The organism is Shimia aestuarii (genome assembly GCF_900114635.1).
Taxonomy (GTDB): Bacteria; Pseudomonadota; Alphaproteobacteria; order Rhodobacterales; family Rhodobacteraceae; genus Shimia; species Shimia aestuarii.
In genome coordinates this window covers 267612-292917 of sequence record NZ_FOTQ01000005.1, presented here as the reverse complement: position 1 = coordinate 292917, position 25306 = coordinate 267612, and the positions used below count along the sequence as shown (strand labels likewise).

The following is a 25306-nucleotide window of genomic DNA, read 5'->3' as shown; positions in this document are numbered from 1 at the left end:
AACTCATCTGAGTAGCGAATTTGCCCTGGCATTTGCGTCTTCCTTTGCTTCCAAAATTACCAAGCAAAGCGTCTACAAATCTAGGGGCACCTCAACCTTCGATGGTCACGAGTATGCACTCGTCCAAACATGGGGTGTAAAGTGGATCGAAGCTGAGGCAGAGGCGCGTGCTATGGGCGGATATCTTGCAGCAATCGACTCTCAGGAAGAGAACGATTTTGTTGTGAGTTTGTTTCGAGATGAAGAATCCGTGTGGCGCCTGAGGGATGAAGGCGAAAGATGGCAAAAGTTCGGACCTTGGATCGGATTGGTACAAAAGAACCAGGATCAAGAACCAGCCGGAGGATGGGTTTGGTCGAACGGTCAGGAGATGACTTATTCAAACTGGTTTTGGCATCAACCCGACAATTATGATGGGGTCGAACACTTTGGCAGGTACAGGCAGTTTTCAGATCAGTTGGGTATCAGGTGGGATGATGCGCGGCAGGATACAACCGCAAAGGGATACGTCGTGGAGTTTGAGTAGCGGTTGCAACCAACTGTGGCTTCCAAATTGGAAATATCAGTTCAACGATCATGAAAAGCACGTGAGACTTTTATAGCCGTATTATTCATCGCAACTCGAGTGCGTCCGTCTTCAGAGTTTTCTGGGGAGGGAGATGGCCAGAGTAGATGAGTCCCTCCGACTGGAAGTACGAATACAGCTGGATGCGGCAACTGAGACGTTTGCAAAACGCGGCGTAGCCGTACCAAAAGACGTGCAGCTTCTTAGGCGCGAAATTGATGCGCCAGACCCGATATCGGCCCAAGGATTTTCGGATGTTGATGGTGCCCTTGAGCTTCCAGGTGGTCTCTTCCACTAAACAACAAAAAAACACAGATTTATTACCCGACGTTGTAACACGCCGAACACCCCGAGCGTAACAGGCCCGAAATCCACCTATAGGTAACTATCTATTTTCAGAAATAGTTTCTGGCAGGGTCACGTTCGGGTGTGTCGTGTAGGGCACCATTTCCTGCTTACGGAAGTTCATAGGCTCGCCGGGAATGGCGCAGGTTTTTGTTTTGGAGTGGGTCCGGGGTATATCCCAAATTCTCCGGCGGATCGGTTTTTTCTTGACCCGAACCAAGTTCGCCTCGTTTCTTGAACTTGTGGAAACCTTGTGGGGCAGAGCGGGTGTTGCTCGGCCCCTGGAGAGCGTTTTGCAGAACCGGTTGGACAGGAGTAGGAAGCGGTACGGCGCGGTTTTGGCGGCGGCTTTTGGCGTTGTTTGCGCATCCCCGGAGGCCCTGGCCGAGGAGCCGGAACAGCGTTTCAGGTTTTATGGCCATTTTTCACCCATGATCCTGACTGCGGACGACGGGGTGTCTCGCGCAACAAACCTTGCGGATTCCTCGAGTTCGGGGGGACGGGTAGGTGTGCGTTTTGCGCAGGCGCTGGACGGGCAGACCACACTGAAGGGCAATTTCGAGGTTTCATTGGGACTGCGCCAGTCGGCCGCGATCAGTCAATTGTACACACCGGCCATGTTTGACTGGAGCAGCCACAGCGTTCGCAAGGCCGAGGCGATTATCGAATCCGAGCGATGGGGCCGGCTGTCCCTTGGTCAGGGGAGTATGGGGTCGGATGGGGTTGCGGAAACGGATTTGTCCGGGACATCGTTGGCAAACTACGTCGGTATCTCGGATATCGCGGGGGGGTATTTCTTCAGAACGGCCTCCGGAACCCTGAGTTCGGTGCGGATTACGGATGTTTTTCCTACCTTTGATGGTGGCCGCTCTGTTCGATTGCGCTGGGACAGCCCGGAGATCCGGTTCGGGGTTTTGGGAGGGCTGCGGTTTGCAGTCTCTATCGGTAAGGAAGATTTCCAGCGCAACGTGACTCTCAACGATGCGCTGCAGGATGCCGGACTGTTTTATCGCAACCAGATCGGCAATGTGACCTTGGCGGGCAGTTTCGGCGTTTCGAATGTCGATGACGGTACGGGCGGGACTGCAGGTCAGGCGGCGGGGTCGTTCAGTCTTTTGCATGGACCAAGCGGACTCAATGCGACCTTCGCCACGGGCAGCCGGGATGGGTTTGGCCATTACGGGTATGTGAAATTGGGTGTGCGGCGCGATTATTTCGGGATCGGGGATACCGCGTTTTCTGTCGATTACTACGAGTCTTTTGACACGGCCGCGACGGGGGGGCGGGGACAGTCCTACGGAATTGGCGTGGTGCAGACGCTGGACAAGCAGGACCTGGAACTCTTCCTAGGATACCGGTTGCATTCATATCTTGGCGGTGGATTGGTGAAGCACAGAGACATCAAAACCGTCAGCTTTGGGCTGCGATGGAAGTTCCGCAAACTGCAACAGCACCGCAGCATTCTTGAAGAATTGTGGCAAGGCTAGGCGAAACAGGCAAATGAGCGCTGGAATCTAGGGCAAAGCCCCTTGCGCTGGCTCAACACGGACTCTAGAAGAACTCAGATTTTTTGATTGCGCGCGGGCCTTCCCCCGCGCGCTGCCACTTATGGGGACTCCTGATGCAGGTTACCGAAACGCTGAACGAAGGTCTGAAGCGCGGCTACAACATTGTTGTGACGGCCGACGAACTGGACGCAAAAGTGAACGAAAAGCTGGCCGAAGCGCAGCCGGAAATCGAAATGAAGGGTTTCCGCAAGGGCAAGGTCCCGATGCCGCTTCTGAAGAAGCAATTCGGCGAACGTCTGCTGGGCGAAGCCATGCAGGAAGCCATCGACGGCGCGATGAACAAGCATTTCGAGGAGTCGGGCGACAAACCGGCTCTGCAGCCGAAAGTCGAAATGAAGAACGGCGAAGAGTGGAAACCGGGCAGCGACGTTGAAGTCGAAATGTCCTATGAAGCGCTGCCCGAAATCCCGGAAGTCGAACTCAAAGGCATCAGCCTTGAGAAAATGGTCGTGAAAGCCGATGACGCCGCCGTGGATGAAGCACTGGGCAATCTCGCGGAAACCGCACAGGATTTCAAAGCGCGCCGCAAGGGCTCGAAAGCCAAGGACGGCGATCAGGTCGTAATGGATTTCGTCGGCAAGGTTGACGGCGAAGCGTTCGAAGGCGGTTCGGCGGAAGATTTCCCGCTGGTGCTGGGTTCGAACCAGTTCATCCCCGGCTTTGAAGAGCAACTGGTTGGCGTGAAGGCCGAGGAAGAAAAAGACGTGACCGTCACCTTCCCGGAAGAGTATCAGGCCGAGCACCTGGCCGGTAAGGAAGCCGTGTTCACCTGCACTATCAAGGAAGTCAAAGAGCCGGTTGCTGCCGAGATCAATGACGAGCTTGCTCAGAAATTCGGTTCCGAAGATCTGGAAGGCCTGAAGGCGCAGATCTCCGAGCGTCTGGAAGCCGAGTATGCCGGTGCTGCCCGCGCGGTGATGAAGCGTGCGCTGCTGGACAAGCTGGACGATCTGGTGTCGTTCGAGCTGCCGCCATCTCTGGTGGAAGCTGAAGCCGGCCAGATCGCGCATCAGCTGTGGCACGAGGAAAACCCGGACGTACAAGGCCACGATCACCCCGAGATCGAGCCCACCGACGAGCACAACAAGCTGGCGGAACGCCGCGTGCGCCTTGGGCTTCTGCTGGCCGATCTGGGCCAGAAAGCAGAGGTTGAGGTGACCGACGCCGAGATGACCCAAGCGATCATGAACCAGGCGCGTCAGTACCCGGGTCAAGAACGTCAGTTCTTTGAATTCGTTCAGCAAAACGCCCAGATGCAGCAGCAGCTGCGCGCGCCGCTTTTCGAAGACAAGGTTGTTGATTACGTGTTCGAACTGGCGGAAGTGGCTGACAAGGAGGTCTCGAAGGAAGACCTGCAGAAGGCCATTGAAGAGCTGGAAGAAGAATAAGTCTGAAACAATCCATCCTTCTGGGTTGGTGGCCCGGAGCCTTTCGGCTCCGGGCTTTTTTCTGTCCTGCGCCGGTGAAATCCCGAAGCGAATTCCCCGCGCATCGATTTCCGGGTTTCGTGTTAGTCTGGCTATGCGCAACAACAGAGGAGGGGCGCATGAGCAAGAAATTGATGGCCGAGTTTTTCGGCACGTTCTGGTTGGTCTTTGGGGGCTGTGGCAGCGCGATTTACGCCGCCGGTGTCGCCGATGTCGGGATTGGCTGGTTGGGAGTCAGCTTTGCCTTTGGCCTGACAGTGATGACGATGGCCTATGCGGTTGGACACATCTCGGGAGGGCATTTCAACCCGGCCGTATCGCTTGGGTTGATGATTGCGGGCCGGTTCGACGGCAAGGAGTTGATCCCGTATTGGGTCGCGCAGGTCGTTGGCGGCTTGGCTGCAGGCATTGTGCTTTACGTGATCGCCTCGGGCGCGGCAGGATTTGAAGGGGCAGGGGGCTTTGCTTCCAACGGCTATGGCGACGCGTCACCGCAGGGCTATGGCATGGTCGCAGGGCTGGTAGCCGAAGTTGTGCTGACAGCGTTCTTCCTTGTCATCATTCTTGGAGCCACGTCGAAAGGCGCGCCCGCCGGGTTTGCACCGATTGCGATTGGCTTGGGATTGACGCTGATCCACTTGATTTCGATCCCGATCACCAACACTTCGGTCAACCCCGCGCGTTCGACTGGCGTCGCGCTTTTTGCTGACGGACCGGCTTTGGCGCAGCTTTGGTTGTTCTGGGTCGCGCCCTTGATCGGGGCCGTGCTTGGTGCGGTTATCTGGAAGGCAATGGATACCGACTAACTGCAGATGACGGGGCGTTCGCGTGACGCCCCGTCAATTTTGCCATGGTGCGTTGGCCTGTTAGGGTTGTCTCTGACAGAGGAGGGCACCATGGGATACACGACTTTCGACAAGAAGAACTACGATGCGTTTCGCGAGAATGATCGCGAGGGGCCGATCCACATGCTGAACCTGATCAAGCTGCGCGAAAAGGCCGAGTATGCAGATGGGCGCGAAGCAAGTGGGGCGGAAGCCTATGCCGCCTATGGGCGCGATAGCGCGCCGGTGTTTCATGCGCTTGGCGGGCGGATCGTGTGGCGGGGCAAGATGGAACAGATTCTGATCGGGCCGGAAAAGCACTGGGATCTTTGTTTTATTGCTGAATATCCGAGCGTTGAGGCCTTTTCTCAGATGCACAAGGTGCCAGAGTATCGCAAGGCGGTCGAGCATCGTCAGGCCGCGGTTGAGGATAGCCGCCTGATCCGCATGATGCCGCAGAGTGTTGGCGAGAATTTCGGGTCGTGAGCTTCAGTGCTTCAGGCCGGTTTCCTTGAGAAGCCCCTTGCGTTTGGCCTCGTAGTAATAACCGCGCGCGTACCACTGAACTGCCTTGTCGTGATCGTAATCGGCCACGATATAGGCACCGCGCAGGTATTTGACGGCGTATTTCAGGTTGGTTTCCGCATCGAGCAGACCCGCGGCGTTGCCGCGATAGCCCATGGTGCGGGCCGTGGGCAGCTGGATCTGCATCAGACCAAGGTTTGGGCCATTGCGCGCCGTGGGGCGGTGGGTGCTTTCCCGCACGATCACACGCTGTACGAGGGAGCGCGGAACCTCGTTTTTGTCGGCGTATTTGTTGATCAGCTTGCGCAATTCAGGCGTTTCGTTGGGATAAAGCGGCGGCTCGCCGCGTTTTCTGTCCTTGCGGGCTTGGCGGCGTTCTCTTCCTCCGCCACAGGCGGCAACGGGCAGGGCAGCGAGCATCAAGAGCATGTTTCGGCGCGTCAGGGTGTCAGGCATGGTCGGTCTCCTGCAATGTCTTCAGCGATTTTTCGAGGGCTGGGGCAGGCAAGGAATACCAGTCGGCGAGGACGGCAAGGCGATGGCGCCAGTCCAGTTTCCTGAGCGCCTGCAAGTGGTTATAGTGCGCCAGCTCGGGGGACCAGTGGCGAAGCGCGTCAGCAATCACGTCAAGCCCGTCCGCGCGGGAGGTGAGGGGGATGTCGAGCAGCCCCTCGGGCCAGAGGATGGCGCCAAGCGTACGATCCGTTCGGGGAGGCACGCCCGCGACAATAGCGCCGCTGGCCAGCGCGTCGGTCCAGCGGGCCGTCACGTATTCTTGAGTTTTGTGGACATAAGCAGCAGGGGAGACGAGGTTGGAAGAGGCCAGCACGAATTTGGCGCGCCGATACCAGCCGAAGAGATGGGCCATCTCGTCTTCTGAGGTGCCCATGGGGGGACGTCCGTGGAAGGAAATACCCCGCGCGGCGCAGTCCGTGGCGGTGTCATCGTCATCCTCCCAGACGGCGGGCTGGCGACCGACCCGCAACAGGTCCAGATCGCGGTCCGGACTGCTGCTGCCCAGGCCCAGAACATCGCTGCCCCACGGCAGGGATTGCGTGGGAAGCCCTGAAGCGGTGGCAAAGGCATCCATGTCATTGGGGCGGGTGACAAACACCTGGTCGAATTGGCCGCGCAGGTCGCGCGGGTTGGCAAGGTCGGTGTGGAAGCTGTCAATGATCCAGACGGCGGCCTTGTCATAACCATCACGCCAACCGGGCGACGTGATGGCGTGCCGCAGGTCGGCAGCCGTCATGGCGATGTAGAGCAGGTGCGGCTTGCCCGAGGAGTGGTGGCGTGTGCGCAGCCGGGCCATTTGCCGGGCCAGCCGGGACGTGTTTTCAGGCGCCCGTATGGCGGTGGCACCGAGTTCGGAACACGCCAGTGAAATTAAATGGTTGATGGGAGCCCAGCCGATATGTGGGCTGACATTGTGCAGGATGACGAGGTCGCTCATGCGCGACACCGGATGATCTGCTTGGGCTGTTTCGGTTCCATTGGTGTGACTGGCACCTTCTGCTCTGACGACGCGTTCCGCCGTTTTGAACCAGTATGAAACAGGATCAGGGAATAAGAAAGGCCATGCCCGGGCAAAGCCGGGCATGGCCCATGATTTCAACACCACTGAGAAGATTACTTCTCTTCGGTTGCCTCTTCTTCGGCCGGAGCGTCTTCGATGATGTCGTCGTCGTCCGATGCGGCAGCACCGATGTCGTCGAACAGTTCAGCGATTTCGAATTCTGCTTCTGCTTCTGCTTCGGCGGCCAGTTCCTGGATCGACTTGCCCGATGCCTGAAGCTCGGCTTCTTCTTCCGAGCGGGCGACGTTCAGTTCGATGGTCACGTCAACCTCGGGGTGCAGGACCACGTGCACGATGTGCAGGCCCAGTTCCTTGATCGGCTGTGCCAGGGCGACCTGTTTCTTGTCGACCGAGAACCCACCTGCGGTGGCAGCGTCAGCAGCGTCACGCGGGGTAACGGAGCCGTAAAGGGCGCCGGCATCCGATGCGGAGCGAATCACGACAAACTGCTGGCCAGCCAGACGTTCGCCAAGTGCTTCGGCTTCTTTCTTGGTTTCCAGGTTGCGTGCTTCGAGCTGGGCTTTCTGGGCTTCGAACGACGCGATGTTGGCGTCCGATGCGGTCAGGGCCTTGCCTTGCGGCAGCAGGAAGTTGCGGGCGTAACCGGGCTTAACGTCGACAACGTCGCCCATTTGGCCGAGCTTGGCCACGCGTTCGAGAAGGATAACTTGCATGTGCTTTCTCCTTACTTGACGGCGTAGGGCAGCAGGGCGAGGAAGCGGGCGCGTTTGATGGCGCGGGCCAGTTCACGCTGCTTCTTGGCCGATACGGCGGTGATACGCGACGGCACGATCTTGCCACGCTCAGAGATGTAGCGCTGAAGCAGTTTCGTGTCTTTGTAGTCGATCTTGGGTGCGTTGTCGCCCGAGAAGGGGCAAACCTTGCGACGGCGGAAAAACGGTTTTGCAGCCATGACTTAGTGTCCTTTCTTCAAGCTGATCAGCGGCGCTCGCGGCGGTCGCCACGGTCGTCACGTTTCTGCATCTGGACCGAGGGGCCTTCGGCGTGCTCGTCGACCTTGATGGTCAGAACGCGCATCACGTCATCATGCAGGCGCATCAGGCGTTCCATTTCCTGAACGGCACCCGAGGGGGCGTCGGTTTTCAGGAAGGCATAGTGGCCTTTGCGGTTCTTGTTGATCTTGTAGGCCATCGTCTTGACACCCCAGTACTCGCTGTCGATGACGTTGCCGCCATTGTCCGACAGAACGGTGCCAAAGTGTTCGATGAGGCTTTCTGCTTGCGCGTTGGACAGATCCTGGCGCGAGATGAAAACATGCTCGTAAAGCGGCATGTGCTCTCCATTCATTTTCAGGCGCATTTCAAAGTGCAGGGCCTTGTCCCTTTCGCGCCCTGCCCACGAGAGACTGCGCGGTTCATGTCATTGCGAAAGGATGGCGCTGTATAGCGGAAATCGGGCGGGGCGCAACCCCGTTGGAAAGATGCGCGGAAAACCCCGAAAATAGGGCGCGCCGCTTGGTGATTTCCCAACTGATGCCCCATTCTTGCCGGAATTGATCGGGATGATGTTTGCAACTGCACGAACACCCGCCAGCAAGGAGATCAGTGGCATGGTTGCGCTGACGAATTTCATGGAAGAAACCCGCTCACGTGTTGCCACGGTTGAAGGCAAGGGTCATTCGATGCCGATCCGTGCCGCGTCCGTGATTTTCGGGTTCGGCTTCATCTGGGCGGGAACGGGCATATGGCTGGTACCGGGGTTGGACATGACTCCGAACGTTCTTCTGGCAAAGATGGGTTTGTCCATCTTGATGGTGACGGCGGGTGTGGGCATGACCCAGATCGCAACGGAAAAACCACGCATGGAACTGCATTTCGATGCGCGCAACCGCCAGCTTCTGGTTTACGAGTCGCTGCCGCGTGGCCGCAAACATGTGACCCGGTCGATCAATTACGAGGATATCGCCCGCGTTGACGTGACCGACACGTTGCTGCAAGTGAAGGACGATCATGGCCGCGAACTGGTTTCGATGCCGCTGGATGGTCCGCATGCCCGACTGGACGCCATCGCGCAGTTGCGCAGCCAGGCTATTTTCCCCGCATAACCTTGGGGAAATTCAAGGTCTCGGCAATGTTCAATTTTCCACAATAGTTGTGGTCTGCTTCGGGGTTGAGTGCGCGTGCGCAGATACGCAAATAGGCGGCGTATCAACACACGCAACTCAACTTGGAGCCTACTCATGAAATCCATTCTTCTTGCCGCCGGATTTGCCGTTGGCGCGACCGCAGGCTTTGCGGCGCCGGTGAAATACGTTCTGGACCCCAGCCACAGCCAGATCATGTTCTCCTACAATCATCTCGGCTACTCGACGACATACGGCATGTTCTCGGGATTTGACGGGGAAATCCTTTTTGACAAGGAAGATCCGGCAAGCTCGGCCGTCAGCGTTTCGATGCCGGTCCAGTCGATGATTACAGGATGGGACGAGCGCTCGGGGCACTTCATGTCCGAAGATTTCTTCGGTGCCAAGGAAGGCGACATGGTGACGTTTTCCTCAACCGCAATCGAGGTGACGGGTGAGACCACCGCCAAGATTACCGGGGACCTGACCATGAATGGTGTCACCAAGCCGGTGGTGCTGGACGCGGTGCTCAACCAGATGGGCGAACACCCGATGGCCAAAAAGGATTGGGCCGGGTTCTCGGCGACGACGTCGGTCGTGCGGAGCGACTTCGGGTTGGGCATGTTCGCCCCCTATGTCAGCGACGAGGTGCAGCTGAATATCTCGATCGAGGCAATGAAAGCGGAGTAAGCTCGCCGCCGAAAGCAAAAAATGGGCCGCCGACAGATGTGTCGGCGGCCTTTTTTGTTTTCAGGAGAGTCAGGAGCCGGCTTCGGACAGGTTCGGCGCGACATCTTCACGTGTGGCGGTCAGGGCGACATGGATCTGAACCGAAAAGCCAAGTGTGGTTTCGTCGGGCATTGTTTCACCGATTCCGAAATCTCGCCGATCGAGAGACACTTGGCCAGACATCTTGGCGCGGTCGCCTTCGAGGGTCAGTTCGAAAGGCAGGGTAACGGGTGTTGTTATTCCTTTGAGCGACAGAGCACCGCGCGCCACATAGTTTTGGTCGTCAGCGAGGATATCCGCGGTGAAGACCGCCACGCCATGAGACCCGGCATCGAGAAAATCGGGACCGAGAGCCTGGTCGGTGACGGATCCGAGTTCAAGGGACGGCATGCCCACCTGTACTCGTACTTCTCCGTGTTGTCCGTCGGGAGCCGTTTCGTCAAACGTGATCTCTGCCGTCCAATCGGCGAAACCTCCGCGAATGTCGCTTCCCATCTGTCGCACGGTGATGTCCAACGAGCCGGAATCCACGCGCCATTGAGATGCAACCTCGGCCAACTGCGGCGTAGGGTCTGTGTGTTCGGTGGGCTGTGTGAAAGCCAAAGTCCCAAGCACACATGCTCCGACCCAAACAGTCAGAGCCGCCAGGAAAGGCGCAACATGTCCCGGTTGCTCCGTGGTCGGAAGCGCGTTGGAGCGCATACCCGGCAACATGCGTTGCAAGGTCTGGTCCTTGTCGATGAAGAAATGCTTTAGCGCTCCGCCAACATGCGCCGCGATGGTCGCGACAAGCACCAGCATGAAAGTGAAGTGCAATCCGCCCATGAGGCTGGCGAAGCTTTCGCTTTTGGGCACAAATGGGAGGGATTGGCCAAAAGGCCACCAAATCGGTGCGAAACCTGTGGTTGCTGCGTGATGCATCCAACCCGTGAGGGGCACAAGCAGCATGGCCCCGTAAAGCACCCAGTGTGCGGTTTCGGCGGCAATGGCCTCGAGGCGCTGGTTGCCGTTCAGGAGCCGGGGGCGGGGTTGGGTGAGGGCCCAGGCAATACGCATGATCGCGACAAGAAAGGCCGTGACGCCGATGGTTTTGTGCAACGAGAAGAGCCACGCCTTGCGGGCCAGCTCGGTTCCGTCGGTATAGGGGGCCTGCGTCGCGTCAATCCCCAGCGCGAGGGCCGAGAGGATCAGAAGGGCGGTCAACCAGTGGAATGTCTTGGTGACGGCACCGAATTTCCGGGTGGTATTGGTCAATGTCATGGCGGTGATCCAAATTGCTGTGTGGCTGCTAGATGGAGGCGCGGCGCGGGCTGGGCAATCGCAGGTACCGCACAGTTGCGGTGCGGACATGCGCAAGGTCGTTGCGCCCCGTCGCCGTGCAGGGTATTCCCGGCGGGACAAGCAATTAGGAGGACCGTCCATGAGCCGAGCATTCGTTTTTCCCGGACAGGGAGCGCAGACCATTGGCATGGGCAAGGCGCTTGCCGAAGCCTACCCGGCAGCGCAGGCCGTGTTTGACGAGGTGGATGACGCCCTCGGGGAAAAGCTGAGTGCACTGATCTGGGAAGGGTCTCAGGACGAACTGACTTTGACGCAGAATGCGCAGCCTGCGCTGATGGCGACGTCGCTGGCGGCAATGAAGGCGCTTGAGGCAGAGGGTGCCGGGATCGAGGCAGCATCCTATGTGGCCGGGCATTCGCTGGGCGAGTATTCCGCGCTGGCGGCAGCGGGGGCGCTGTCGATTTCCGACGCGGCCAAGTTGCTGCGCAAGCGCGGCGAAGCCATGCAGGCGGCTGTGCCTGTGGGGCAGGGAGCCATGGCGGCGCTTCTGGGGCTTGATTTCGACACCGCGCGGGACGTGGCCAATGCGGCTGCAGAAGGCGAGATCTGCCAGGCGGCGAACGACAATGACCCGGGGCAAGTGGTTGTCTCGGGGCACAAGGGGGCCGTGGAGCGTGCAGTGGAACTGGCCAAGGCGCAGGGTGCCAAGCGCGCGGTGTTGTTGCCCGTGAGTGCGCCTTTTCACTGTGCTCTGATGAAGCCGGCGGCAGAGGTCATGGCCGAGGCGCTGGACCAAGTGGAAATCAACGCGCCGGCCGTACCGGTCGTAGCGAATGTCGTGGCCGAGGCCATTGACGATCCGACGACGATCCGCGCGCTTCTGGTGGATCAGATTACCGGGTCGGTGCGCTGGCGCGAATCGGTGATGTGGATGGCCGCGAACGGTGTTACCGAGGCTTGGGAAATTGGTGCGGGCAAGGCCCTTTCGGGAATGATCCGCCGCATTGACCGCTCGATCGCCAGCAAGGCCGTTGGAACGCCGGATGACGTCAAGGCGGCGGTCGAGAGCCTTAACGGGTAATCGACCAGATATTCAGGAATTTCCGCGCCGGTATTCCCTTTTGGGACGAGGTGGGATGAACAAAGGAACAGAACATGTTTGATCTGACAGGAAAGAACGCGCTGGTGACGGGCGCGTCGGGTGGTATTGGCGGCGCGATTGCCAAGGCGCTTCATGCAGCCGGTGCTACGGTTGGGCTTTCTGGTACCCGCGTGGAACCGCTGGAAGCGTTGGCGGCGGAACTGGGTGAGCGGGCCCATGTGTTACCGTGCAACCTGAGCGACGCGGATGCGGTCGACGCCCTGCCCAAGCAGGCGATCGAGGCGATGGGGAGCGTGGATATCCTCGTCAACAACGCCGGGATCACCCGCGACCAGATCTTCATGCGCATGTCGGACGAGGAATGGCAGAGTGTTCTGGATGTGAACCTGACCTCGACCATGCGCCTGTGTCGTGGCGTGATGCGCCCGATGATGAAGGCGCGCTGGGGCCGGATCATCAATATCAGCTCGATCGTTGGCGCCACGGGCAACCCGGGTCAGGCGAACTATGCGGCCTCCAAGGCCGGTATGGTTGGCTTGACCAAGTCGATTGCCTATGAGGTGGCCAGTCGGGGCATTACCGCAAACGCGGTGGCGCCGGGCTTTATTGCGACCGCGATGACCGACAAGCTGAACGATGATCAGAAAGCAAAGATCAACGCCCAGATCCCGGCCGCGCGAATGGGAACGGCGGACGAGATCGCGGCGGCGGTCTTGTACCTGGCCAGCCCTGAAGCGGGTTATGTGACCGGGTCGACCTTGCATGTGAACGGCGGAATGGCCATGTTGTGACGACCGTGCCGTGCCCGCTCAGGGGTGCGGCATGCCACCTTGTTCGAAAGCGTTTGCCTTGCGAGGCGGATGTGTTATAGCGGCACAGATTTTCCCGGGGGTGCCCTTTTCAGGCAGGCTTGGGTTACGCCGGGGAGCCGGACAAAGAACCGCCCGTTTGGGGCAACAACCAGAGCCCACCTTGGGGGTGGGACTTCAACGGGCCCAATGGCCATGAAGAATGAGGAATTGATATGAGCGACGTCGCAGACCGCGTGAAAAAGATCGTTGTGGAGCACCTGGGTGTGGAAGAGGACAAGGTTGTCGAAAACGCCTCGTTCATCGACGATCTGGGCGCAGACAGCCTGGACACCGTGGAACTGGTCATGGCCTTCGAAGAAGAGTTCGGCATCGAGATCCCGGACGACGCAGCAGAGACCATCCAGACCTTTGGCGACGCCGTGAAGTTCATCTCGGAAGCTGCCTAAGTTTCAGACGCTTGCAGAAGCGTTGAAAAGGCCCTTGCCATCAGGCAGGGGCCTTTTTCTTTTGGGCAAGATGGTTCGAATTTGATGCGGTGCCGGAAATGGAACGCATTTCGCCGATTTGGGAATATCTTCTGGTAGTGATAGTCTTTCATGCTCTTGGAGGCGGCTCTTTGTCGGGCGGCCTGATCCTTGGAGGGCAAAATGATCGTTTATCCCACTATCGAATTGCAGGGCGGCAAATGTGTTTCGCTGACACGCGGGCGTCTTGATGAACCGTCCATCTGGCATGTGGACCCGCTGCAAACAGCGCAGGCCTATGCCCGTGCCGGGGTGCCGTTCATTCATGTGACGGACCTTGACGCGGTTGCCGGGGAGGGCAACAACGACGATTTGGTCGCACAGATCGTGCAAAGCGCAAGTACTTCGGTTCAGCTTGGGGGCGGATTTCGGACCCGGCAACGGATCGAGGATTGGATCGACAGGGGGGTGGCGCGTGTCGTCATCAGTACGCTTGCGGTTCAGGACCCGGCACTGGTTCAGGAAATGGCGGTACGCTATCCGGACCAGATCGTTCTGGCGGTTGATATCTACCAAGGCAAGCTGATGACGGAAGGTTGGCGGCAGACCGGCGCGATGGACCCCGCTGACTTTGTCCGTGCTTACGAGGGCGTGCCCTTGGCGGGGGTGATCGTGACGGATATCGACGCCGATATCGGTGATCAGGACGGGCAATTGGCAGTGATTGCCGGAATCGCCGAGGCCACGCCACACCCCGTCATGGCGCGCGGGACCGTGAGGAGCCTGGATGACATCTCGCGCCTGAAATATGTGGCCAATATCAGTGGAACCCTGGTGGGGCGAGCGCTCCATGCAAAGGATATCGATCTTGCCGAAGCGCTTGAGGTTGCGAAACCCATGCCCGAGCCCAAGGCCGAGTTCCAGTAAAGGCGCACGGTCGAACATACGCGGCGCCTCATTCCGCGTGGGGTGCCGTTTCTTGTGGTGGATGCCCGCCCATGGGGCCGGTTGCTCTTGCCCATTGGGGGCGTTGCGGGGTATGAGCAAAAAAAGACTTCTGAGGAAGGGCACATCATATGCGTCGTGTAGTTATTACTGGGCTTGGGCTCGTTACTCCGCTGGCTTGCGGTGTTGAAGAAAGCTGGTCGCGGATCCTGGATGGGCAGTCGGGCGCTGGACCGATTACCCGATTCAACCCGGAGCGGGTCGGCACAAAATACGCCTGCGAAGTTCCGTATGGGGATGGCAGCGATGGCACCTTCAATCCGGATGACTGGATGGAACCCAAGGAGCGCCGCAAGGTCGATGACTTCATCCTCTATGGTGTTGCCGCCGCCACTCAGGCGGTTGAGGATTCGGGCTGGAAGCCCGAGGACACCGAGGGGCGTGAGCGTACTGGTGTGATGATCGGTTCGGGGATCGGCGGCTTGCAGTCGATCGAACAGACAACGCTGTTGATGGCGGAAAAAGGTCCGCGCCGCGTATCGCCTTTCTTTATTCCGGGCGCTCTGATCAATCTGATTTCGGGACAGGTCAGCATCAAGTACGGATTCAAGGGGCCAAACCACGCGGTTGTGACCGCCTGTTCGACCGGGGCGCATGCCATTGGTGATGCGGCACGCCTTATCGCCAGCGATGATGCTGACGTCATGGTGGCCGGTGGCGGCGAAGCGGCGATCTGCGAAATCGGGATTGCCGGTTTCAACGCCTGCAAGGCGCTCAGCACGAAATACGCGGACGAGCCGACCAAGGCCAGCCGACCCTATGACGCGGATCGCGACGGGTTCGTCATGGGCGAAGGCGCGGGTATCGTGGTTCTGGAAGAATACGAACACGCCAAGGCGCGCGGCGCAAAGATTTATGCCGAGGTTCTGGGCTATGGGCTGTCGGGCGACGCCTATCACATCACCGCACCTTCAGAAGATGGCGAAGGTGGTGAACGGTCGATGCGCGCGGCGCTCAAGAAAGCCGGTCTGAAGCCGGAAGATATCGACTATATCAATGCGCATGGGACCTCGACCATGGCGGATGTGATCGAACTTGGCGCGGTGGAGCGCCTGATGGGCGACGCCGCAAGCAAGGTGACCATGTCCTCGACTAAGTCGATGACCGGGCACCTGTTGGGTGCGGCGGGCGCGATCGAAGCGATCTTCTCGATCCTTGCAATCCGCGACCAGGTGGCGCCGCCGACAATCAACCTGGACAACCAGGCGGTCGAGACACCCGTCGACCTGGCGCCCAATGCCAAGCGCGAACGTGAAATCAACGTGGCCCTGTCGAACTCTTTCGGGTTTGGCGGCACCAACGCATCGGTGATCTTCGGAAAGGTCGACTAAATGTGGCGCGCCATTGCCTCGAACGCGATCACGTTGCTGATCGTGACCCTTTTCCTGTTGGGCGGGGTGATCCTGTTCGGGCAGTCGCAATACCGGGCTGAAGGGCCGTTGGAGGAGGCGATCTGTCTGCGGGTGGAACGCGGTTCGAACATGAGTCGGGTGTCGACAAATCTTGAGAACCAGGGCGCAATTCGCAGTGGTACGCTGTTTCGTTTGGGCGCCGAATACTCGGACAAGTCCTCATCGCTCAAGGCGGGCAGCTTCCTGATCCCTGCCGGTGCAACGATGGAAGAGATCACGGAGATCGTAACGCAGGGGGGGGCGAGTACCTGCGGGACCGAGGTGGTCTATCGGGTTGGCGTGACCCGCCAGTCTGTTCAGGTGCGCGAACTCGATCCAGTGACGACCAAATTCGTGGAGGTTGCATCCTTCAACCCCAAGGAAGACGAAGTTCCGACGAGCTACACAGAGGTGCGTAGCCAGCCGGATACCCGGTACCGGATTTCCGTGGCTGAAGGTGTGACCAGCTGGCAGGTGATGGATGCGCTCAATGGCATAGATCTGTTGACCGGCGCGATTGAACGCCCCGAGGAAGGGACTCTTGCGCCGGACAGTTATGAAGTGCGTGCCGGGGATACCCGCGCCAGCGTAATCAAGCGGATGGCGGATGCGCAAGAGGTGTTGCTGGCAGCGGCGTGGGAAGGGCGGTCGCAGGATGTGCCTTTGCAGTCGGCGCAGGACCTTCTCATCCTTGCTTCGATCATCGAAAAAGAGACCGGGGTTCCCGAAGAGCGTCGTCAGGTTGCCAGTGTCTTCGTCAACCGCCTCAAGCGTGGTATGCGTCTCCAGACGGACCCGACAGTGATCTATGGTATCACCAAGGGGGAAGGTGTTCTTGGCCGTGGACTGCGGCAGAGCGAACTGCGGCGCGAGACCCCTTGGAACACGTATGTCATCACCGGCCTGCCGCCCACGCCGATTGCCAACCCAGGCAAGGCAAGCCTTGAAGCGGCGGCGAACCCGGATGATACAAACTTTGTGTTCTTTGTTGCGGATGGCACCGGCGGTCACGCGTTCGCCGAGACGCTGGCGGAGCACAATCGGAACGTCGCAAAATGGCGCCAGATCGAGGCGGAGCGCGCGAACCAGTAAGGCAGGTTGGCTTGGGTCAGTCGATGAGGCTGGTTGTGTAGATCGCTGCAGGACTTGCAAAGTCGGTTGCGGCCGCTGTGTTTGCCGGGGCAATCTGCGCGCTGATCGCCATACAGATCGTTGCAAGGCTCAAGATCAGTGTGGCGCTGCGTGTCAGGTTTTTTGTGCTCGTCATTGGCGCACAAGATTTCACAATTGTGTCTGGAATATGCGACAACTTTGGCCAAATTTAGGCGGATTGGGTGCATCGGCGCTCTTCGAGGTAGCGTTCTGATCATTAACTAATTGAAAATACATGTAATATTGACTTTGCGTTCGGTGTTTGCTAGAACATGTTTACGCTGGAAGACGTGTGAAACGGCTCGTGGGAGAAACCCTGCGGGCCGTTTTTCATGTCGCTTGTGCGGAGGGGTGGACTGCGCATGAGAGGCACCGAGCACATATGACCTTAGAAACTCCGCCTGACGACGCAATTGACCTGAGCCGGCAAATCGGTGGTCTTCGGCAATCCCTGTCCGACATGGCGACGCAACTTCGACATCTTCACGGCGTGGAAGTGTCGCAGGAGCATACCCTTGTCGATGAGATGCAGAGATTGCTGGCCCAGGTACGGGCCTGTGTCCGACTGGCAATTGAAACGGAGATCCGACTGAATGAACGCCACAAAACGAAAGCAGATCGGGGCAGGGCCTGCCCCCTCGATCTCGACACCGCACGATCTTCGATACGGTGCCGATTGGATCGCCTCAGAACCTGCCGAGGTTCAGGCAGCGTTCCTGGATAGTCTGACCGAGGGAGAGCTTCTGGCTCTCCCTTTTTTGTTCGATTTCTGGGCTTTTCCGCACCAGCTTCCGCCGGAAGGTGACTGGAAAACCTGGGTCATCCTTGGAGGGCGCGGAGCAGGTAAGACCCGTGCGGGTGCTGAATGGGTGCGCAGCATGGTCGAGGGATCAGGCCCAAAAGATGCTGGGCGCGCGCGCCGGGTCGCTCTGGTCGGGGAAACAATCGACCAGGTCCGTGAGGTGATGATTTTTGGCGAAAGCGGTATTCTGGCCTGCTCTCCGCCAGATCGGAAACCCGTTTGGGAAGCCGGGCGCAAGCGGTTGGTGTGGCCAAACGGGGCGGTGGCACAGGCGTTCTCGGCCCACGATCCGGAAGGGTTGCGCGGCCCGCAGTTTGATGCGGCGTGGGTGGACGAGATCGCCAAGTGGCGCAACGGGCGTGAGACATGGGACATGCTGCAGTTCGGGCTGCGGCTTGGGGATCATCCGCAACAATGCGTGACCACGACGCCGCGCAACGTGTCGGTGCTCAAGGATTTGCTTAAGGTGACAAGTACGGTTCAGACCACGGCGCCTACCGAGGCCAACCGGGCCTATCTTGCCGAGAGCTTCCTAGAGGAGGTTCGGGCGCGCTACGAGGGTACGCAGCTTGGCCGACAGGAACTGGACGGAGTGTTGCTGGAGGATCTTGAGGGCGCCTTGTGGAAACGCGAGATGATCGATGCCCACAGGCTTGCGAAGGCACCGGAGCTGGATCGGATTGTTGTGGCGGTTGACCCGCCCGTGACTGGGCATTCCAAGTCCGACGAATGCGGGATCGTGGTTGTCGGGGCCAATATGCGGGGACCGGTTCAGGATTGGAAGGCGGTTGTTCTTGAGGATGCAACCGTGCGGGCGGCTAGCCCTGAAGGCTGGGCCAGTGTTGCGATCGCAGCTATGGAAAGTTGGGGGGCGGACAAGCTGGTTGCAGAGGTCAATCAGGGCGGAGATCTTGTACAATCGGTGATCCGGCAGATCGACCCGCTTGTCCCGTTCAAGGCGGTACGTGCATCGCGTGGCAAGGCGGCGCGGGCCGAGCCGGTGGCGGCGCTTTACGAATTGGGCCGGGTCAGTCATCTGGGCGGGCTGAATGTGCTTGAAGACCAGATGTGTGCCATGACCTTGCAGGGGTATGAAGGTAGCGGAAGCCCCGACCGGGTGGACGCTCTTGTCTGGGCTTTGACGGAACTGATCATCGAGCCATCCGCCACTTGGCGTGCGCCCCGCTTTCGGGCGATTTGATCGAGGCAACGGGCACCGCGCGGTGCCCAAGCCGCATCTTAAGACCGCTCTGCGATAACGTTTCCAGTCCAAGGCGGACACAGGAATTGGCGCGGGTTTCCAAGTTGGAAATCGGGGGCGCAGGTAGCTTGGGAGCATCAGACGATGGTATTTGATTTCTTGCGGCGGGGGACCAAGGACGTGCCCGAGCAGAAGGCGAGCGCAACCGGACCCGTCGTGGCCTGGCAGAGCGCCGGGCGCGTCGCCTGGAGCCCGCGCGACACCGTTTCGCTGACGCGGACAGGGTTTGCCGGAAACCCGGTCGGGTATCGTTCCGTCAAGCTGATCGCCGAGGCCGCATCGGCGCTTCCGCTAGTGTTGCAGGATGCGCAGCAGAGGTTCGAAACGCATCCGATCCTGTCACTGATTCAGTCGCCGAATGCAATCCAAGGCCGCGCAGAGCTTTTCGAGGCGTTGTTTGGGCAACTTCTGCTGTCCGGCAATGCATATCTTGAAGCGGTTGGGGCCGATCAAGGTCTACCGTTGGAACTGCACGTACTGCGCTCGGATCGGATGAGTGTGGTGCCGGGCGCGGATGGCTGGCCGGTCGCTTATGAATATGCTGTGGGTGTACGCAAGCACCGCTTTGACGCGCGTGGCATGTCGCCGGTCTGCCATATCAAAAACTTCCACCCGCAGGACGATCATTATGGGTTTTCACCTATGCAGGCTGCGGCAATGGCGCTTGATGTGCACAACAGTGCGTCGCGCTGGTCCAAAGCGCTGCTCGACAATGCCGCACGTCCGTCCGGCGCGATCGTTTACAAGGGCAATGATGGGCAGGGAAGCCTGAGCACCGATCAATATGACCGGCTGGTGGGTGAAATGGAGAGCCACCATCAGGGTGCGCGCAATGCGGGACGACCGATGCTGCTGGAAGGCGGGTTGGACTGGAAACCAATGGGGTTCTCACCCAGCGATATGGAATTCCAGAAAACCAAAGAAGCTGCAGCGCGCGAGATCGCTTTGGCGTTTGGGGTGCCTCCGATGCTGCTTGGTATTCAGGGCGACGCGACTTACGCAAACTACCAGGAAGCCAACCGCGCCTTTTATCGGTTGACGGTGCTGCCGCTGGCCACGCGGGTCACAGCGGCAGTTGGGGCATGGTTGTCGGATTTTGTTGGGGAGAGTGTCGTGCTGAAGCCCGACCTGGATCAGGTGCCGGCGCTGTCTGCCGAACGGGATGCGCAATGGGCACGGGTGGCAAATGCCGGCTTTCTGACAGTTGCGGAAAAGCGCGCCCTGCTTGGTTTGCCCGCAGAGGCAGATGGGGACTTGGATGGGTGAAAAGCGATATGGGTTCGAGACATTTGATTGTGCCCCGGCGTTGCGGCTGGAAGCGCATGAGCGGGTGGCGAAATTGCAGTTCGACGGATTGAACCGCCGACTCGACAAGATCGAGGCGTTGATGGAGCGGTTGGAAAAACGGCTTTGGTTGACTGTCTACGGGGTGGTCGGTGTGATCCTTGCGCAGGCGTTTCAGTCGCTATTGAGTGCCGTGCCCTAGGGAACAAATGAAAGGGGTTAGGATGGAATTCGCGAATGTTCTGGAGCGCAAATTCGCGCGGTTTGGGGACGGCTTGAACGTAGAAGACGGAACCGTGATCGAAGGTTATGCCTCACTTTTTGGGTCCGTGGATCAGGGCGGTGACATCGTGCAGAAGGGCGCATATGCAAGTTCACTTGCGGCGCTAAGCAAGTCAGGGCGCAGCGTGAAGATGTTGTGGCAGCACGATCCGGCCCAACCAATCGGCATTTGGGACGAAGTGCGCGAAGACGCGCGCGGACTTTGGGTCAAGGGGAGGCTCTTAACCGATGTGGATAAAGGACGCGAGGCCGCCAAGCTGATCGGGGCAGGGGCGATCGACGGGCTGTCGATAGGCTATCGAACGTTGAAGGCCACGAAAAATGACAAGGGCCAGCGGCTCTTGAAGGAACTGGAGCTGTGGGAAGTGTCGCTCGTGACATTCCCGATGTTGCCCAGTGCGCGGGTGGCGGCCAAGGGGGAAGCCCCTGACATGGATGCCGCTTTGCGTGAATTGGCGGCGACCATTCAGGGCGCCCGCCGGGAGCTGGCGCGCTTCTAGCGCCGGCAGAAACTCAACTGAGGATCTGTGGATGAGTAAGACCGAGACGAAGGCTCGGGCCGGGGAAGATGTGTCTCCGGTAGCCGAGGTGAAGTCTGCCGTGGCGGGTTTCATGAGCGACTTCAAAGACTTCTCTAGCGAAATTGATGACCGACTGAAGAAACAGGAAGATCGAATGACCAAGATTGAACGTAAATCTCTTGTTGCAGCGCGCCCGGTTCTGGCGGCGGCAACCGATTTTGACGCCCCGCACCAGAAGGCTTTCAACGCCTATCTGCGTTCAGGCGAGGATGATGGGCTGCGTGGCCTTGAGCTGGACAGCAAGTCGATGTCGACGGCGGTGAATGGCGACGGCGGATACTTGGTCGACCCGCAGACGGCAGAGTCGATCAAGTCGGTGCTGAATGCCACGGCTTCGATCCGTGCGATTGCGAATGTGGTCAACGTCGAGGCTGGATCGTTTGATGTTCTGATCGACTCGACAGAAGCGGGGGCTGGCTGGGCCGATGAAACCTCGGCGACGGGTGAAACAGGCACGCCGACCATCGAGCGGATCACCATTCCGCTGCACGAACTCAGTGCGCTGCCGAAGGCATCGCAGCGTCTTCTGGATGACAGTGCATTTGACATCGAGGCCTGGCTTGCAGGTCGCATTGCGGACAAATTTGCTCGCGCCGAGGCGGCCGCATTCATCAATGGTGACGGTGTCGACAAACCGACCGGTATTCTAAACCACGCGGCGGTGGACAATGACGTCTGGACCTGGGGCAACATCGGTTATGTCCCGACGGGTGTGGATGGCGATTTCAATGGCGGAGATGCCATTATCGACCTCGTTTATGCGCTGGGGGCCCAGTATCGCGCTAGCGGCACCTTCGTGATGAATTCCAAGACGGCGGGCGCAGTGCGCAAACTCAAGGATGGCGACGGCCGCTTCCTGTGGTCGGATGGGCTTGCCGCCGGTGAACCGGCGCGCCTTCTGGGCTATCCGGTGCTGATTGCGGAAGACATGCCGGACATTGCGTCGGGTGCCGACGCGATCGCCTTTGGAGACTTCAACGCAGGTTACACGGTGGCCGAACGCCCGGACCTGCGGGTGCTGCGGGATCCGTTCAGCGCCAAGCCGCATGTGTTGTTCTATGCGACCAAGCGCATTGGTGGCAATGTGAGCGATTTTGCCGCGATCAAGCTTCTGCGGTTCTCGGTCTCCTAACGGATCGAGGAAACAAAGGCGGGACACCGCCTTTGTTCGGGCGCGCGCCAGTTATCTTGCGTTGTCTAGCCGTTCCCCTCCGTTCGAGCGACGTGAGGGCGCGCGCCCAGCCTGTTGAGAGGGTGGATTATTGGAGTTTTCCATGATGTTAGTCGAAGAGACCTCGGTGCCGCCGTCGGCCCTGCCGGTCGATGAGTTCAAGGCCCATCTGCGGTTGGGCAGTGGATTTTCCGATGAAAGCCTTCAGGACAGCGTTCTGGAAAGCTTTTTACTGGCGGCAATGAGCGCTGTGGAGGCGCGTACCGGAAAGGTTCTGATTGCAAGACGATTTTCCTGGCTGCTGAGTGGGTGGCGCACTGCGCAGGCTCAGGGGCTTCCGGTGTCACCGGTGTCTACAATCGAAAGCGTCGCGTTGATCGATCGACAAGGGGACGCGGTCACGGTTGCCCCAAGTGCTTATCGTTTGGTGCAGGATGCTCAACAGCCGACACTGCGTCCTGTTGGAACGTGCCTGCCGACCATTCCAATGGATGGAAGCGTGTCGATTGTATTCTTTGCCGGGTTTGGTTCGGCATGGGGAGATCAACCGTCGGATCTCGCTCAAGCGGTTTTCCTGCTCGCGGCGCATTACTACGAATACCGACATGAGACCTCGCTTCAGAGTGGCTGCATGCCGTTTGGAGTGACGAGCCTGCTGGAGCGCTATCGCCCCGTGCGCATGCATATGGGGGCAGGGCTATGAAACGGGTTTCTCTGAGCCGGAAACTCACTCTGGAAACACGCAGCAGCCTTCCGGATGGCGCCGGCGGCACCGTGGAGGCCTGGACGCAGGAAGGAGTTCTCTGGGGCGATGTGCAGGTGCGGACTGCGCGTGTGCGCAACGCGGCTGAAACTGCTTTTTCGACCGTGGGATACCGCATTTTCGTGCGGGCAGCCCCTTCAGGACAGCCATCGCGCCCGGAGGCGGGACAGCGCCTTCGCGAAGGAGCCCGCGTGTTCCGTATCGAAAGCGTCGCAGAGTGGGATCCCGACGGCCGCTATCTGGTTTGCAACGCCAAAGAGGAGCGTGTGGCATGAGTTATGCAATTGCGGCGGCCCTTCAGACCGCGGTTTTTCAGGCCTTGGCGACGGACGTCGCGCTGTCTTCGCTCATTGGGGGCGCCGTCTATGACGAGCTTCCAGAGGGGATTGCGCCCGATACCTATGTCATTCTCGGGGCGGAAACGACGCTGGATCGCTCGGATGCGGACGGAGATGGCGCCGAACATCGGCTCATTGTGTCGGTATTTTCCAGTGCTGGTGGCTTTTCCCAAGGAAAACAGGCGGCTGCGGCAGTCAGCGATGTGCTGCACCGCGCTGACTTGACCTTGTCGCGGGGCAGGATGGTTTTCATGACATTCGAAAAGGCAGTGGCCAAACGGGACACGGTGTCCGGGCTACGTCGCATCGACCTGAAGTTCCGCGCGCGCGTGGAAGACGATTTGATTTCTTAAATGGAGGCGCATCATGGGTGCACAGAATGGCAAGGATCTTTTGATCAAAGTGGATCTGACCGGGGACGGCCAGTTCGAGACGATTGCGGGGCTTCGGGCAACCCGGATCAGCTTTAACGCGGAAAGCGTGGACGTGACCTCGCTGGAGAGCCAGGGAGGCTGGCGAGAACTGCTCAGTGGCGCAGGTGTGAAATCGGCGTCGATTTCCGGGTCGGGTGTTTTCAAGGACGCCAGCACGGACGAACGGGCACGCCAGATTTTCTTTGATGGTGAGACACCTGATTTTCAAGTCATCATCCCCGATTTCGGGATCGTGGAAGGCCCGTTTCAGGTTGCGTCTGTTGAGTATTCGGGCACGCATAACGGCGAAGCCACGTACGAACTCTCGCTGGCTTCCGCTGGCGCGCTTACGTTCGTGGCGCTTTGACATGGCCAATCCGTGGGCAGGTGAGGTCGAGCTCGTTATCGATGGTCGGCCGCATGTACTCAAGCTGACGTTGGGCGCGTTGGCAGAATTGGAAGACGGCTTAAAAAGCGGAACGCTTGTCGAACTGGTCGAGCGGTTCGAAACCGGCGCGTTTTCCTCTCGCGATGTGCTGACGCTGATCTTGGCGGGACTTCGGGGTGGCGGATGGCGCGGCCATGCGGATGCCTTGGTGAGCGTCGACATTGAAGGGGGCGCGCTGCATGCGGCAAAAGTCGCCGCCGAGTTGCTCGCGCGTGCCTTTGTCGTTCCGGGAGAAGTGTCTTCATGAGCGGGTTTGACTGGCCCCGCCTCATGAGGGCCGCGTTCGGGGGGCTGAGAATGCCCCCAGAACAATTCTGGGCGCTCACCCCAGCCGAGCTGGCGCTTTTGCTGGGGCAGGAAGGTGGGCTGGCTCCGATGAACAGAAGCGGTCTCGACAAGCTGTTGAGTGCCTATCCCGATCAAGCAAAGGGAATTCGAGATGACGGAAATTGAAGGATTGGACGAACTAGAGGCGCAGGTCGATGCGCTTGAGGTCAGTCTTGGGCAGACCACGGCAGTTGCCGCCGGGTTCGACACGGAGTTGAAGCGGATGCGTGATGCCCTGTCTGCGACGGGACAAGACGTGGCGACCCTTGAAAAAGGCATCGGGCGCGGCTTGCGCAAGGCATTTGATGGCCTGGTGTTTGACGGGATGAAGTTGTCGGATGCGCTCGAAACCGTCGCAGGGTCGATGATCGATGCCACCTACCGAGCGGCGCTGACACCTGTAACAGACCAGCTGGGCGGAGTTATCGCGGGCGGAGTCAGCAATCTGATTGAAGGCCTTCTTCCGTTCGCCAACGGTGCCGGGTTCGCTCAGGGGCGTGTAATGCCTTTCGCGAAGGGCGGGATCGTTTCGGGCCCAACCACGTTTCCGATGCGCGGTGGCGTTGGACTGATGGGGGAGGCAGGTCCCGAGGCGATCATGCCCCTGAGCAGGGGTCCCGATGGTCGTCTCGGTGTTCAGGCAGGCGGCGGGAGGGCTGTCAATGTCGTGATGAACATCACGACGCCGGATGTTGAGGGGTTCCGGCGTTCTCAGGGGCAAATCGCGGCCCAGATGAATCGCGTCCTGTCTCGCGGTCAACGCAACGGCTGAAAAAGGGGGATGAAA

General features: G+C 59.3%; 33 protein-coding genes. 25 read left to right on the top strand and 8 right to left on the bottom strand.

The features are described from left to right. The 5 genes from BMZ35_RS13915 to BMZ35_RS13890 form a co-directional block, all read left to right on the top strand. Nucleotides 1–526: lectin-like protein (locus BMZ35_RS13915; RefSeq protein ID WP_278247150.1), on the top strand; the 526-nt coding region annotated here is incomplete at its 5' end. An 893-nt stretch (nucleotides 527–1419) separates the two neighbouring features. Beyond that, nucleotides 1420–2397: a porin gene (locus tag BMZ35_RS13905; protein WP_242654798.1), complete on the top strand. Its 978-nt coding sequence runs from the start codon at nucleotides 1420–1422 to the stop codon at nucleotides 2395–2397. Between the two features lie 134 nt (nucleotides 2398–2531). After that, the gene (tig, locus tag BMZ35_RS13900; RefSeq protein ID WP_093094453.1) at nucleotides 2532–3866 is read left to right on the top strand and encodes a trigger factor; all 1335 of its coding nucleotides are present in this window, start codon (nucleotides 2532–2534) and stop codon (nucleotides 3864–3866) included. 158 nt (nucleotides 3867–4024) lie between these two features. Further along, complete coding sequence (gene aqpZ, locus BMZ35_RS13895) at nucleotides 4025–4711, top strand: aquaporin Z (RefSeq protein WP_093094452.1); 687 nt, start codon at nucleotides 4025–4027, stop codon at nucleotides 4709–4711. A 90-nt stretch (nucleotides 4712–4801) separates the two neighbouring features. Further along, nucleotides 4802–5215, top strand: coding sequence for a DUF1330 domain-containing protein (locus BMZ35_RS13890; RefSeq protein ID WP_093094451.1), 414 nt, complete (start codon nucleotides 4802–4804; stop codon nucleotides 5213–5215). 3 nt (nucleotides 5216–5218) lie between these two features. Here BMZ35_RS13890 and BMZ35_RS13885 read toward each other — a convergent pair whose 3' ends face one another. From BMZ35_RS13885 to BMZ35_RS20955, 6 genes are all read right to left on the bottom strand, one after another. Beyond that, a complete protein-coding gene (locus tag BMZ35_RS13885) occupies nucleotides 5219–5710 on the bottom strand; it encodes a lytic transglycosylase domain-containing protein (protein WP_093094450.1) in 492 nt (163 codons plus the stop codon). Then, nucleotides 5703–6707, bottom strand: a complete 1005-nt coding sequence (locus tag BMZ35_RS13880) for a hypothetical protein (protein ID WP_131814381.1) — start codon at nucleotides 6705–6707, stop codon at nucleotides 5703–5705. The genes BMZ35_RS13885 and BMZ35_RS13880 overlap by 8 nt, the downstream gene beginning before the upstream one ends. Before the next feature lie 176 nt (nucleotides 6708–6883). Further along, the gene (rplI, locus tag BMZ35_RS13875; RefSeq protein WP_093094448.1) at nucleotides 6884–7504 is read right to left on the bottom strand and encodes a 50S ribosomal protein L9; all 621 of its coding nucleotides are present in this window, start codon (nucleotides 7502–7504) and stop codon (nucleotides 6884–6886) included. Nucleotides 7505–7515: 11 nt separating this feature from the next. Beyond that, on the bottom strand, nucleotides 7516–7743 hold the full coding sequence (gene rpsR, locus BMZ35_RS13870; RefSeq protein WP_008328567.1) for a 30S ribosomal protein S18: 228 nt from the start codon (nucleotides 7741–7743) through the stop codon (nucleotides 7516–7518). Between the two features lie 26 nt (nucleotides 7744–7769). Further along, on the bottom strand, nucleotides 7770–8123 hold the full coding sequence (rpsF, locus tag BMZ35_RS13865; RefSeq protein ID WP_093094447.1) for a 30S ribosomal protein S6: 354 nt from the start codon (nucleotides 8121–8123) through the stop codon (nucleotides 7770–7772). 87 nt (nucleotides 8124–8210) lie between these two features. Continuing rightward, nucleotides 8211–8423, bottom strand: a complete 213-nt coding sequence (locus BMZ35_RS20955; protein ID WP_165610085.1) for a hypothetical protein — start codon at nucleotides 8421–8423, stop codon at nucleotides 8211–8213. Between BMZ35_RS20955 and BMZ35_RS13860 the strand changes: the two genes are divergently transcribed. Together BMZ35_RS13860 and BMZ35_RS13855 are read left to right on the top strand one after the other, a co-directional pair. Further along, entirely contained in the window at nucleotides 8401–8895 is a 495-nt protein-coding gene (locus BMZ35_RS13860) for a hypothetical protein (protein WP_131814380.1), read from the top strand. The two genes, BMZ35_RS20955 and BMZ35_RS13860, sit on opposite strands and share 23 nt — an antisense overlap. A gap of 135 nt (nucleotides 8896–9030) precedes the next feature. Beyond that, nucleotides 9031–9603: a YceI family protein gene (locus BMZ35_RS13855; RefSeq protein ID WP_093094445.1), complete on the top strand. Its 573-nt coding sequence runs from the start codon at nucleotides 9031–9033 to the stop codon at nucleotides 9601–9603. A gap of 69 nt (nucleotides 9604–9672) precedes the next feature. On the opposite strand, the gene BMZ35_RS13850 is transcribed toward BMZ35_RS13855, so the two are convergent. Beyond that, on the bottom strand, nucleotides 9673–10902 hold the full coding sequence (locus BMZ35_RS13850; protein WP_093094444.1) for a cytochrome b/b6 domain-containing protein: 1230 nt from the start codon (nucleotides 10900–10902) through the stop codon (nucleotides 9673–9675). Nucleotides 10903–11062: 160 nt separating this feature from the next. Here BMZ35_RS13850 and fabD point away from each other — a divergent pair, with 160 nt between their 5' ends. From fabD to mltG, 6 genes are all read left to right on the top strand, one after another. After that, entirely contained in the window at nucleotides 11063–12004 is a 942-nt protein-coding gene (gene fabD, locus BMZ35_RS13845; RefSeq protein WP_093094443.1) for an ACP S-malonyltransferase, read from the top strand. Between the two features lie 74 nt (nucleotides 12005–12078). Then, nucleotides 12079–12816, top strand: coding sequence for a 3-oxoacyl-[acyl-carrier-protein] reductase (gene fabG / locus BMZ35_RS13840; RefSeq protein WP_093094442.1), 738 nt, complete (start codon nucleotides 12079–12081; stop codon nucleotides 12814–12816). A gap of 233 nt (nucleotides 12817–13049) precedes the next feature. Next, on the top strand, nucleotides 13050–13283 hold the full coding sequence (locus tag BMZ35_RS13835; RefSeq protein WP_093094441.1) for an acyl carrier protein: 234 nt from the start codon (nucleotides 13050–13052) through the stop codon (nucleotides 13281–13283). Between the two features lie 201 nt (nucleotides 13284–13484). Further along, nucleotides 13485–14228 (top strand): 1-(5-phosphoribosyl)-5-[(5-phosphoribosylamino)methylideneamino]imidazole-4-carboxamide isomerase, encoded by a 744-nt coding sequence (locus BMZ35_RS13830; RefSeq protein WP_093094440.1) that lies wholly within the window; start codon nucleotides 13485–13487, stop codon nucleotides 14226–14228. Nucleotides 14229–14377: 149 nt separating this feature from the next. Next, the gene (gene fabF, locus BMZ35_RS13825) at nucleotides 14378–15637 is read left to right on the top strand and encodes a beta-ketoacyl-ACP synthase II (RefSeq protein ID WP_093094439.1); all 1260 of its coding nucleotides are present in this window, start codon (nucleotides 14378–14380) and stop codon (nucleotides 15635–15637) included. Then, nucleotides 15638–16789 carry an endolytic transglycosylase MltG gene (gene mltG / locus BMZ35_RS13820; protein WP_093094438.1) on the top strand — a complete coding sequence of 384 codons (1152 nt, stop codon included), beginning with the start codon at nucleotides 15638–15640 and terminating at the stop codon, nucleotides 16787–16789. Nucleotides 16790–16805: 16 nt separating this feature from the next. Here the strand turns inward: mltG and BMZ35_RS20950 are convergent, their stop codons facing one another. After that, nucleotides 16806–16964 carry a hypothetical protein gene (locus BMZ35_RS20950; RefSeq protein ID WP_165610084.1) on the bottom strand — a complete coding sequence of 53 codons (159 nt, stop codon included), beginning with the start codon at nucleotides 16962–16964 and terminating at the stop codon, nucleotides 16806–16808. A 478-nt stretch (nucleotides 16965–17442) separates the two neighbouring features. Here BMZ35_RS20950 and BMZ35_RS13815 point away from each other — a divergent pair, with 478 nt between their 5' ends. The 12 genes from BMZ35_RS13815 (at nucleotide 17443) to BMZ35_RS13760 (ending at nucleotide 25291) form a co-directional block, all read left to right on the top strand. Continuing rightward, nucleotides 17443–18852 (top strand): DNA-packaging protein, encoded by a 1410-nt coding sequence (locus BMZ35_RS13815; RefSeq protein WP_093094437.1) that lies wholly within the window; start codon nucleotides 17443–17445, stop codon nucleotides 18850–18852. A gap of 144 nt (nucleotides 18853–18996) precedes the next feature. Next, nucleotides 18997–20178 (top strand): phage portal protein, encoded by a 1182-nt coding sequence (locus BMZ35_RS13810; RefSeq protein ID WP_093094436.1) that lies wholly within the window; start codon nucleotides 18997–18999, stop codon nucleotides 20176–20178. After that, nucleotides 20171–20398 (top strand): GTA head formation protein, RCAP_rcc01685 family, encoded by a 228-nt coding sequence (locus BMZ35_RS13805; RefSeq protein ID WP_093094435.1) that lies wholly within the window; start codon nucleotides 20171–20173, stop codon nucleotides 20396–20398. The genes BMZ35_RS13810 and BMZ35_RS13805 overlap by 8 nt, the downstream gene beginning before the upstream one ends. Before the next feature lie 22 nt (nucleotides 20399–20420). Then, a complete protein-coding gene (locus BMZ35_RS13800; RefSeq protein WP_093094434.1) occupies nucleotides 20421–20978 on the top strand; it encodes an HK97 family phage prohead protease in 558 nt (185 codons plus the stop codon). Between the two features lie 31 nt (nucleotides 20979–21009). Beyond that, nucleotides 21010–22191, top strand: a complete 1182-nt coding sequence (locus BMZ35_RS13795; RefSeq protein WP_093094433.1) for a phage major capsid protein — start codon at nucleotides 21010–21012, stop codon at nucleotides 22189–22191. A 142-nt stretch (nucleotides 22192–22333) separates the two neighbouring features. After that, nucleotides 22334–22933, top strand: a complete 600-nt coding sequence (locus BMZ35_RS13790; RefSeq protein ID WP_093094432.1) for a head-tail connector protein — start codon at nucleotides 22334–22336, stop codon at nucleotides 22931–22933. Then, nucleotides 22930–23268 (top strand): head-tail adaptor protein, encoded by a 339-nt coding sequence (locus BMZ35_RS13785; protein WP_093094431.1) that lies wholly within the window; start codon nucleotides 22930–22932, stop codon nucleotides 23266–23268. Before BMZ35_RS13790 ends, BMZ35_RS13785 begins: the two co-directional genes overlap by 4 nt. Then, entirely contained in the window at nucleotides 23265–23684 is a 420-nt protein-coding gene (locus tag BMZ35_RS13780) for a DUF3168 domain-containing protein (RefSeq protein WP_093094430.1), read from the top strand. The genes BMZ35_RS13785 and BMZ35_RS13780 overlap by 4 nt, the downstream gene beginning before the upstream one ends. A 13-nt stretch (nucleotides 23685–23697) precedes the next feature. Further along, on the top strand, nucleotides 23698–24111 hold the full coding sequence (locus BMZ35_RS13775) for a phage major tail protein, TP901-1 family (protein WP_093094429.1): 414 nt from the start codon (nucleotides 23698–23700) through the stop codon (nucleotides 24109–24111). Nucleotide 24112: 1 nt separating this feature from the next. Continuing rightward, complete coding sequence (locus tag BMZ35_RS13770; RefSeq protein WP_093094428.1) at nucleotides 24113–24439, top strand: gene transfer agent family protein; 327 nt, start codon at nucleotides 24113–24115, stop codon at nucleotides 24437–24439. Further along, nucleotides 24436–24645: a rcc01693 family protein gene (locus BMZ35_RS13765; RefSeq protein ID WP_093094427.1), complete on the top strand. Its 210-nt coding sequence runs from the start codon at nucleotides 24436–24438 to the stop codon at nucleotides 24643–24645. Before BMZ35_RS13770 ends, BMZ35_RS13765 begins: the two co-directional genes overlap by 4 nt. Further along, a complete protein-coding gene (locus BMZ35_RS13760) occupies nucleotides 24632–25291 on the top strand; it encodes a phage tail tape measure protein (protein WP_093094426.1) in 660 nt (219 codons plus the stop codon). Before BMZ35_RS13765 ends, BMZ35_RS13760 begins: the two co-directional genes overlap by 14 nt. The last annotated feature ends 15 nt before the right edge of the window (nucleotides 25292–25306 follow it).

What these genes read in the sequence shown, in the direction of transcription:
- tig (WP_093094453.1), top strand. Translation starts at nt 2,532, where the DNA reads ATGCAGGTTACCGAAACGCTGAACGAAGGTCTGAAGCGCGGCTACAAC.
- aqpZ (WP_093094452.1), top strand. Translation starts at nt 4,025, where the DNA reads ATGAGCAAGAAATTGATGGCCGAGTTTTTCGGCACGTTCTGGTTGGTC.
- BMZ35_RS13890 (WP_093094451.1), top strand. Translation starts at nt 4,802, where the DNA reads ATGGGATACACGACTTTCGACAAGAAGAACTACGATGCGTTTCGCGAG.
- BMZ35_RS13885 (WP_093094450.1), bottom strand. Translation starts at nt 5,710, where the DNA reads ATGCCTGACACCCTGACGCGCCGAAACATGCTCTTGATGCTCGCTGCC.
- BMZ35_RS13880 (WP_131814381.1), bottom strand. Translation starts at nt 6,707, where the DNA reads ATGAGCGACCTCGTCATCCTGCACAATGTCAGCCCACATATCGGCTGG.
- rplI (WP_093094448.1), bottom strand. Translation starts at nt 7,504, where the DNA reads ATGCAAGTTATCCTTCTCGAACGCGTGGCCAAGCTCGGCCAAATGGGC.
- rpsR (WP_008328567.1), bottom strand. Translation starts at nt 7,743, where the DNA reads ATGGCTGCAAAACCGTTTTTCCGCCGTCGCAAGGTTTGCCCCTTCTCG.
- rpsF (WP_093094447.1), bottom strand. Translation starts at nt 8,123, where the DNA reads ATGCCGCTTTACGAGCATGTTTTCATCTCGCGCCAGGATCTGTCCAAC.
- BMZ35_RS13860 (WP_131814380.1), top strand. Translation starts at nt 8,401, where the DNA reads ATGGTTGCGCTGACGAATTTCATGGAAGAAACCCGCTCACGTGTTGCC.
- BMZ35_RS20955 (WP_165610085.1), bottom strand. Translation starts at nt 8,423, where the DNA reads ATGAAATTCGTCAGCGCAACCATGCCACTGATCTCCTTGCTGGCGGGT.
- BMZ35_RS13855 (WP_093094445.1), top strand. Translation starts at nt 9,031, where the DNA reads ATGAAATCCATTCTTCTTGCCGCCGGATTTGCCGTTGGCGCGACCGCA.
- BMZ35_RS13850 (WP_093094444.1), bottom strand. Translation starts at nt 10,902, where the DNA reads ATGACATTGACCAATACCACCCGGAAATTCGGTGCCGTCACCAAGACA.
- fabD (WP_093094443.1), top strand. Translation starts at nt 11,063, where the DNA reads ATGAGCCGAGCATTCGTTTTTCCCGGACAGGGAGCGCAGACCATTGGC.
- fabG (WP_093094442.1), top strand. Translation starts at nt 12,079, where the DNA reads ATGTTTGATCTGACAGGAAAGAACGCGCTGGTGACGGGCGCGTCGGGT.
- BMZ35_RS13835 (WP_093094441.1), top strand. Translation starts at nt 13,050, where the DNA reads ATGAGCGACGTCGCAGACCGCGTGAAAAAGATCGTTGTGGAGCACCTG.
- BMZ35_RS13830 (WP_093094440.1), top strand. Translation starts at nt 13,485, where the DNA reads ATGATCGTTTATCCCACTATCGAATTGCAGGGCGGCAAATGTGTTTCG.
- fabF (WP_093094439.1), top strand. Translation starts at nt 14,378, where the DNA reads ATGCGTCGTGTAGTTATTACTGGGCTTGGGCTCGTTACTCCGCTGGCT.
- mltG (WP_093094438.1), top strand. Translation starts at nt 15,638, where the DNA reads ATGTGGCGCGCCATTGCCTCGAACGCGATCACGTTGCTGATCGTGACC.
- BMZ35_RS20950 (WP_165610084.1), bottom strand. Translation starts at nt 16,964, where the DNA reads ATGACGAGCACAAAAAACCTGACACGCAGCGCCACACTGATCTTGAGC.
- BMZ35_RS13815 (WP_093094437.1), top strand. Translation starts at nt 17,443, where the DNA reads ATGAACGCCACAAAACGAAAGCAGATCGGGGCAGGGCCTGCCCCCTCG.
- BMZ35_RS13810 (WP_093094436.1), top strand. Translation starts at nt 18,997, where the DNA reads ATGGTATTTGATTTCTTGCGGCGGGGGACCAAGGACGTGCCCGAGCAG.
- BMZ35_RS13805 (WP_093094435.1), top strand. Translation starts at nt 20,171, where the DNA reads ATGGGTGAAAAGCGATATGGGTTCGAGACATTTGATTGTGCCCCGGCG.
- BMZ35_RS13800 (WP_093094434.1), top strand. Translation starts at nt 20,421, where the DNA reads ATGGAATTCGCGAATGTTCTGGAGCGCAAATTCGCGCGGTTTGGGGAC.
- BMZ35_RS13795 (WP_093094433.1), top strand. Translation starts at nt 21,010, where the DNA reads ATGAGTAAGACCGAGACGAAGGCTCGGGCCGGGGAAGATGTGTCTCCG.
- BMZ35_RS13790 (WP_093094432.1), top strand. Translation starts at nt 22,334, where the DNA reads ATGATGTTAGTCGAAGAGACCTCGGTGCCGCCGTCGGCCCTGCCGGTC.
- BMZ35_RS13785 (WP_093094431.1), top strand. Translation starts at nt 22,930, where the DNA reads ATGAAACGGGTTTCTCTGAGCCGGAAACTCACTCTGGAAACACGCAGC.
- BMZ35_RS13780 (WP_093094430.1), top strand. Translation starts at nt 23,265, where the DNA reads ATGAGTTATGCAATTGCGGCGGCCCTTCAGACCGCGGTTTTTCAGGCC.
- BMZ35_RS13775 (WP_093094429.1), top strand. Translation starts at nt 23,698, where the DNA reads ATGGGTGCACAGAATGGCAAGGATCTTTTGATCAAAGTGGATCTGACC.
- BMZ35_RS13770 (WP_093094428.1), top strand. Translation starts at nt 24,113, where the DNA reads ATGGCCAATCCGTGGGCAGGTGAGGTCGAGCTCGTTATCGATGGTCGG.
- BMZ35_RS13765 (WP_093094427.1), top strand. Translation starts at nt 24,436, where the DNA reads ATGAGCGGGTTTGACTGGCCCCGCCTCATGAGGGCCGCGTTCGGGGGG.
- BMZ35_RS13760 (WP_093094426.1), top strand. Translation starts at nt 24,632, where the DNA reads ATGACGGAAATTGAAGGATTGGACGAACTAGAGGCGCAGGTCGATGCG.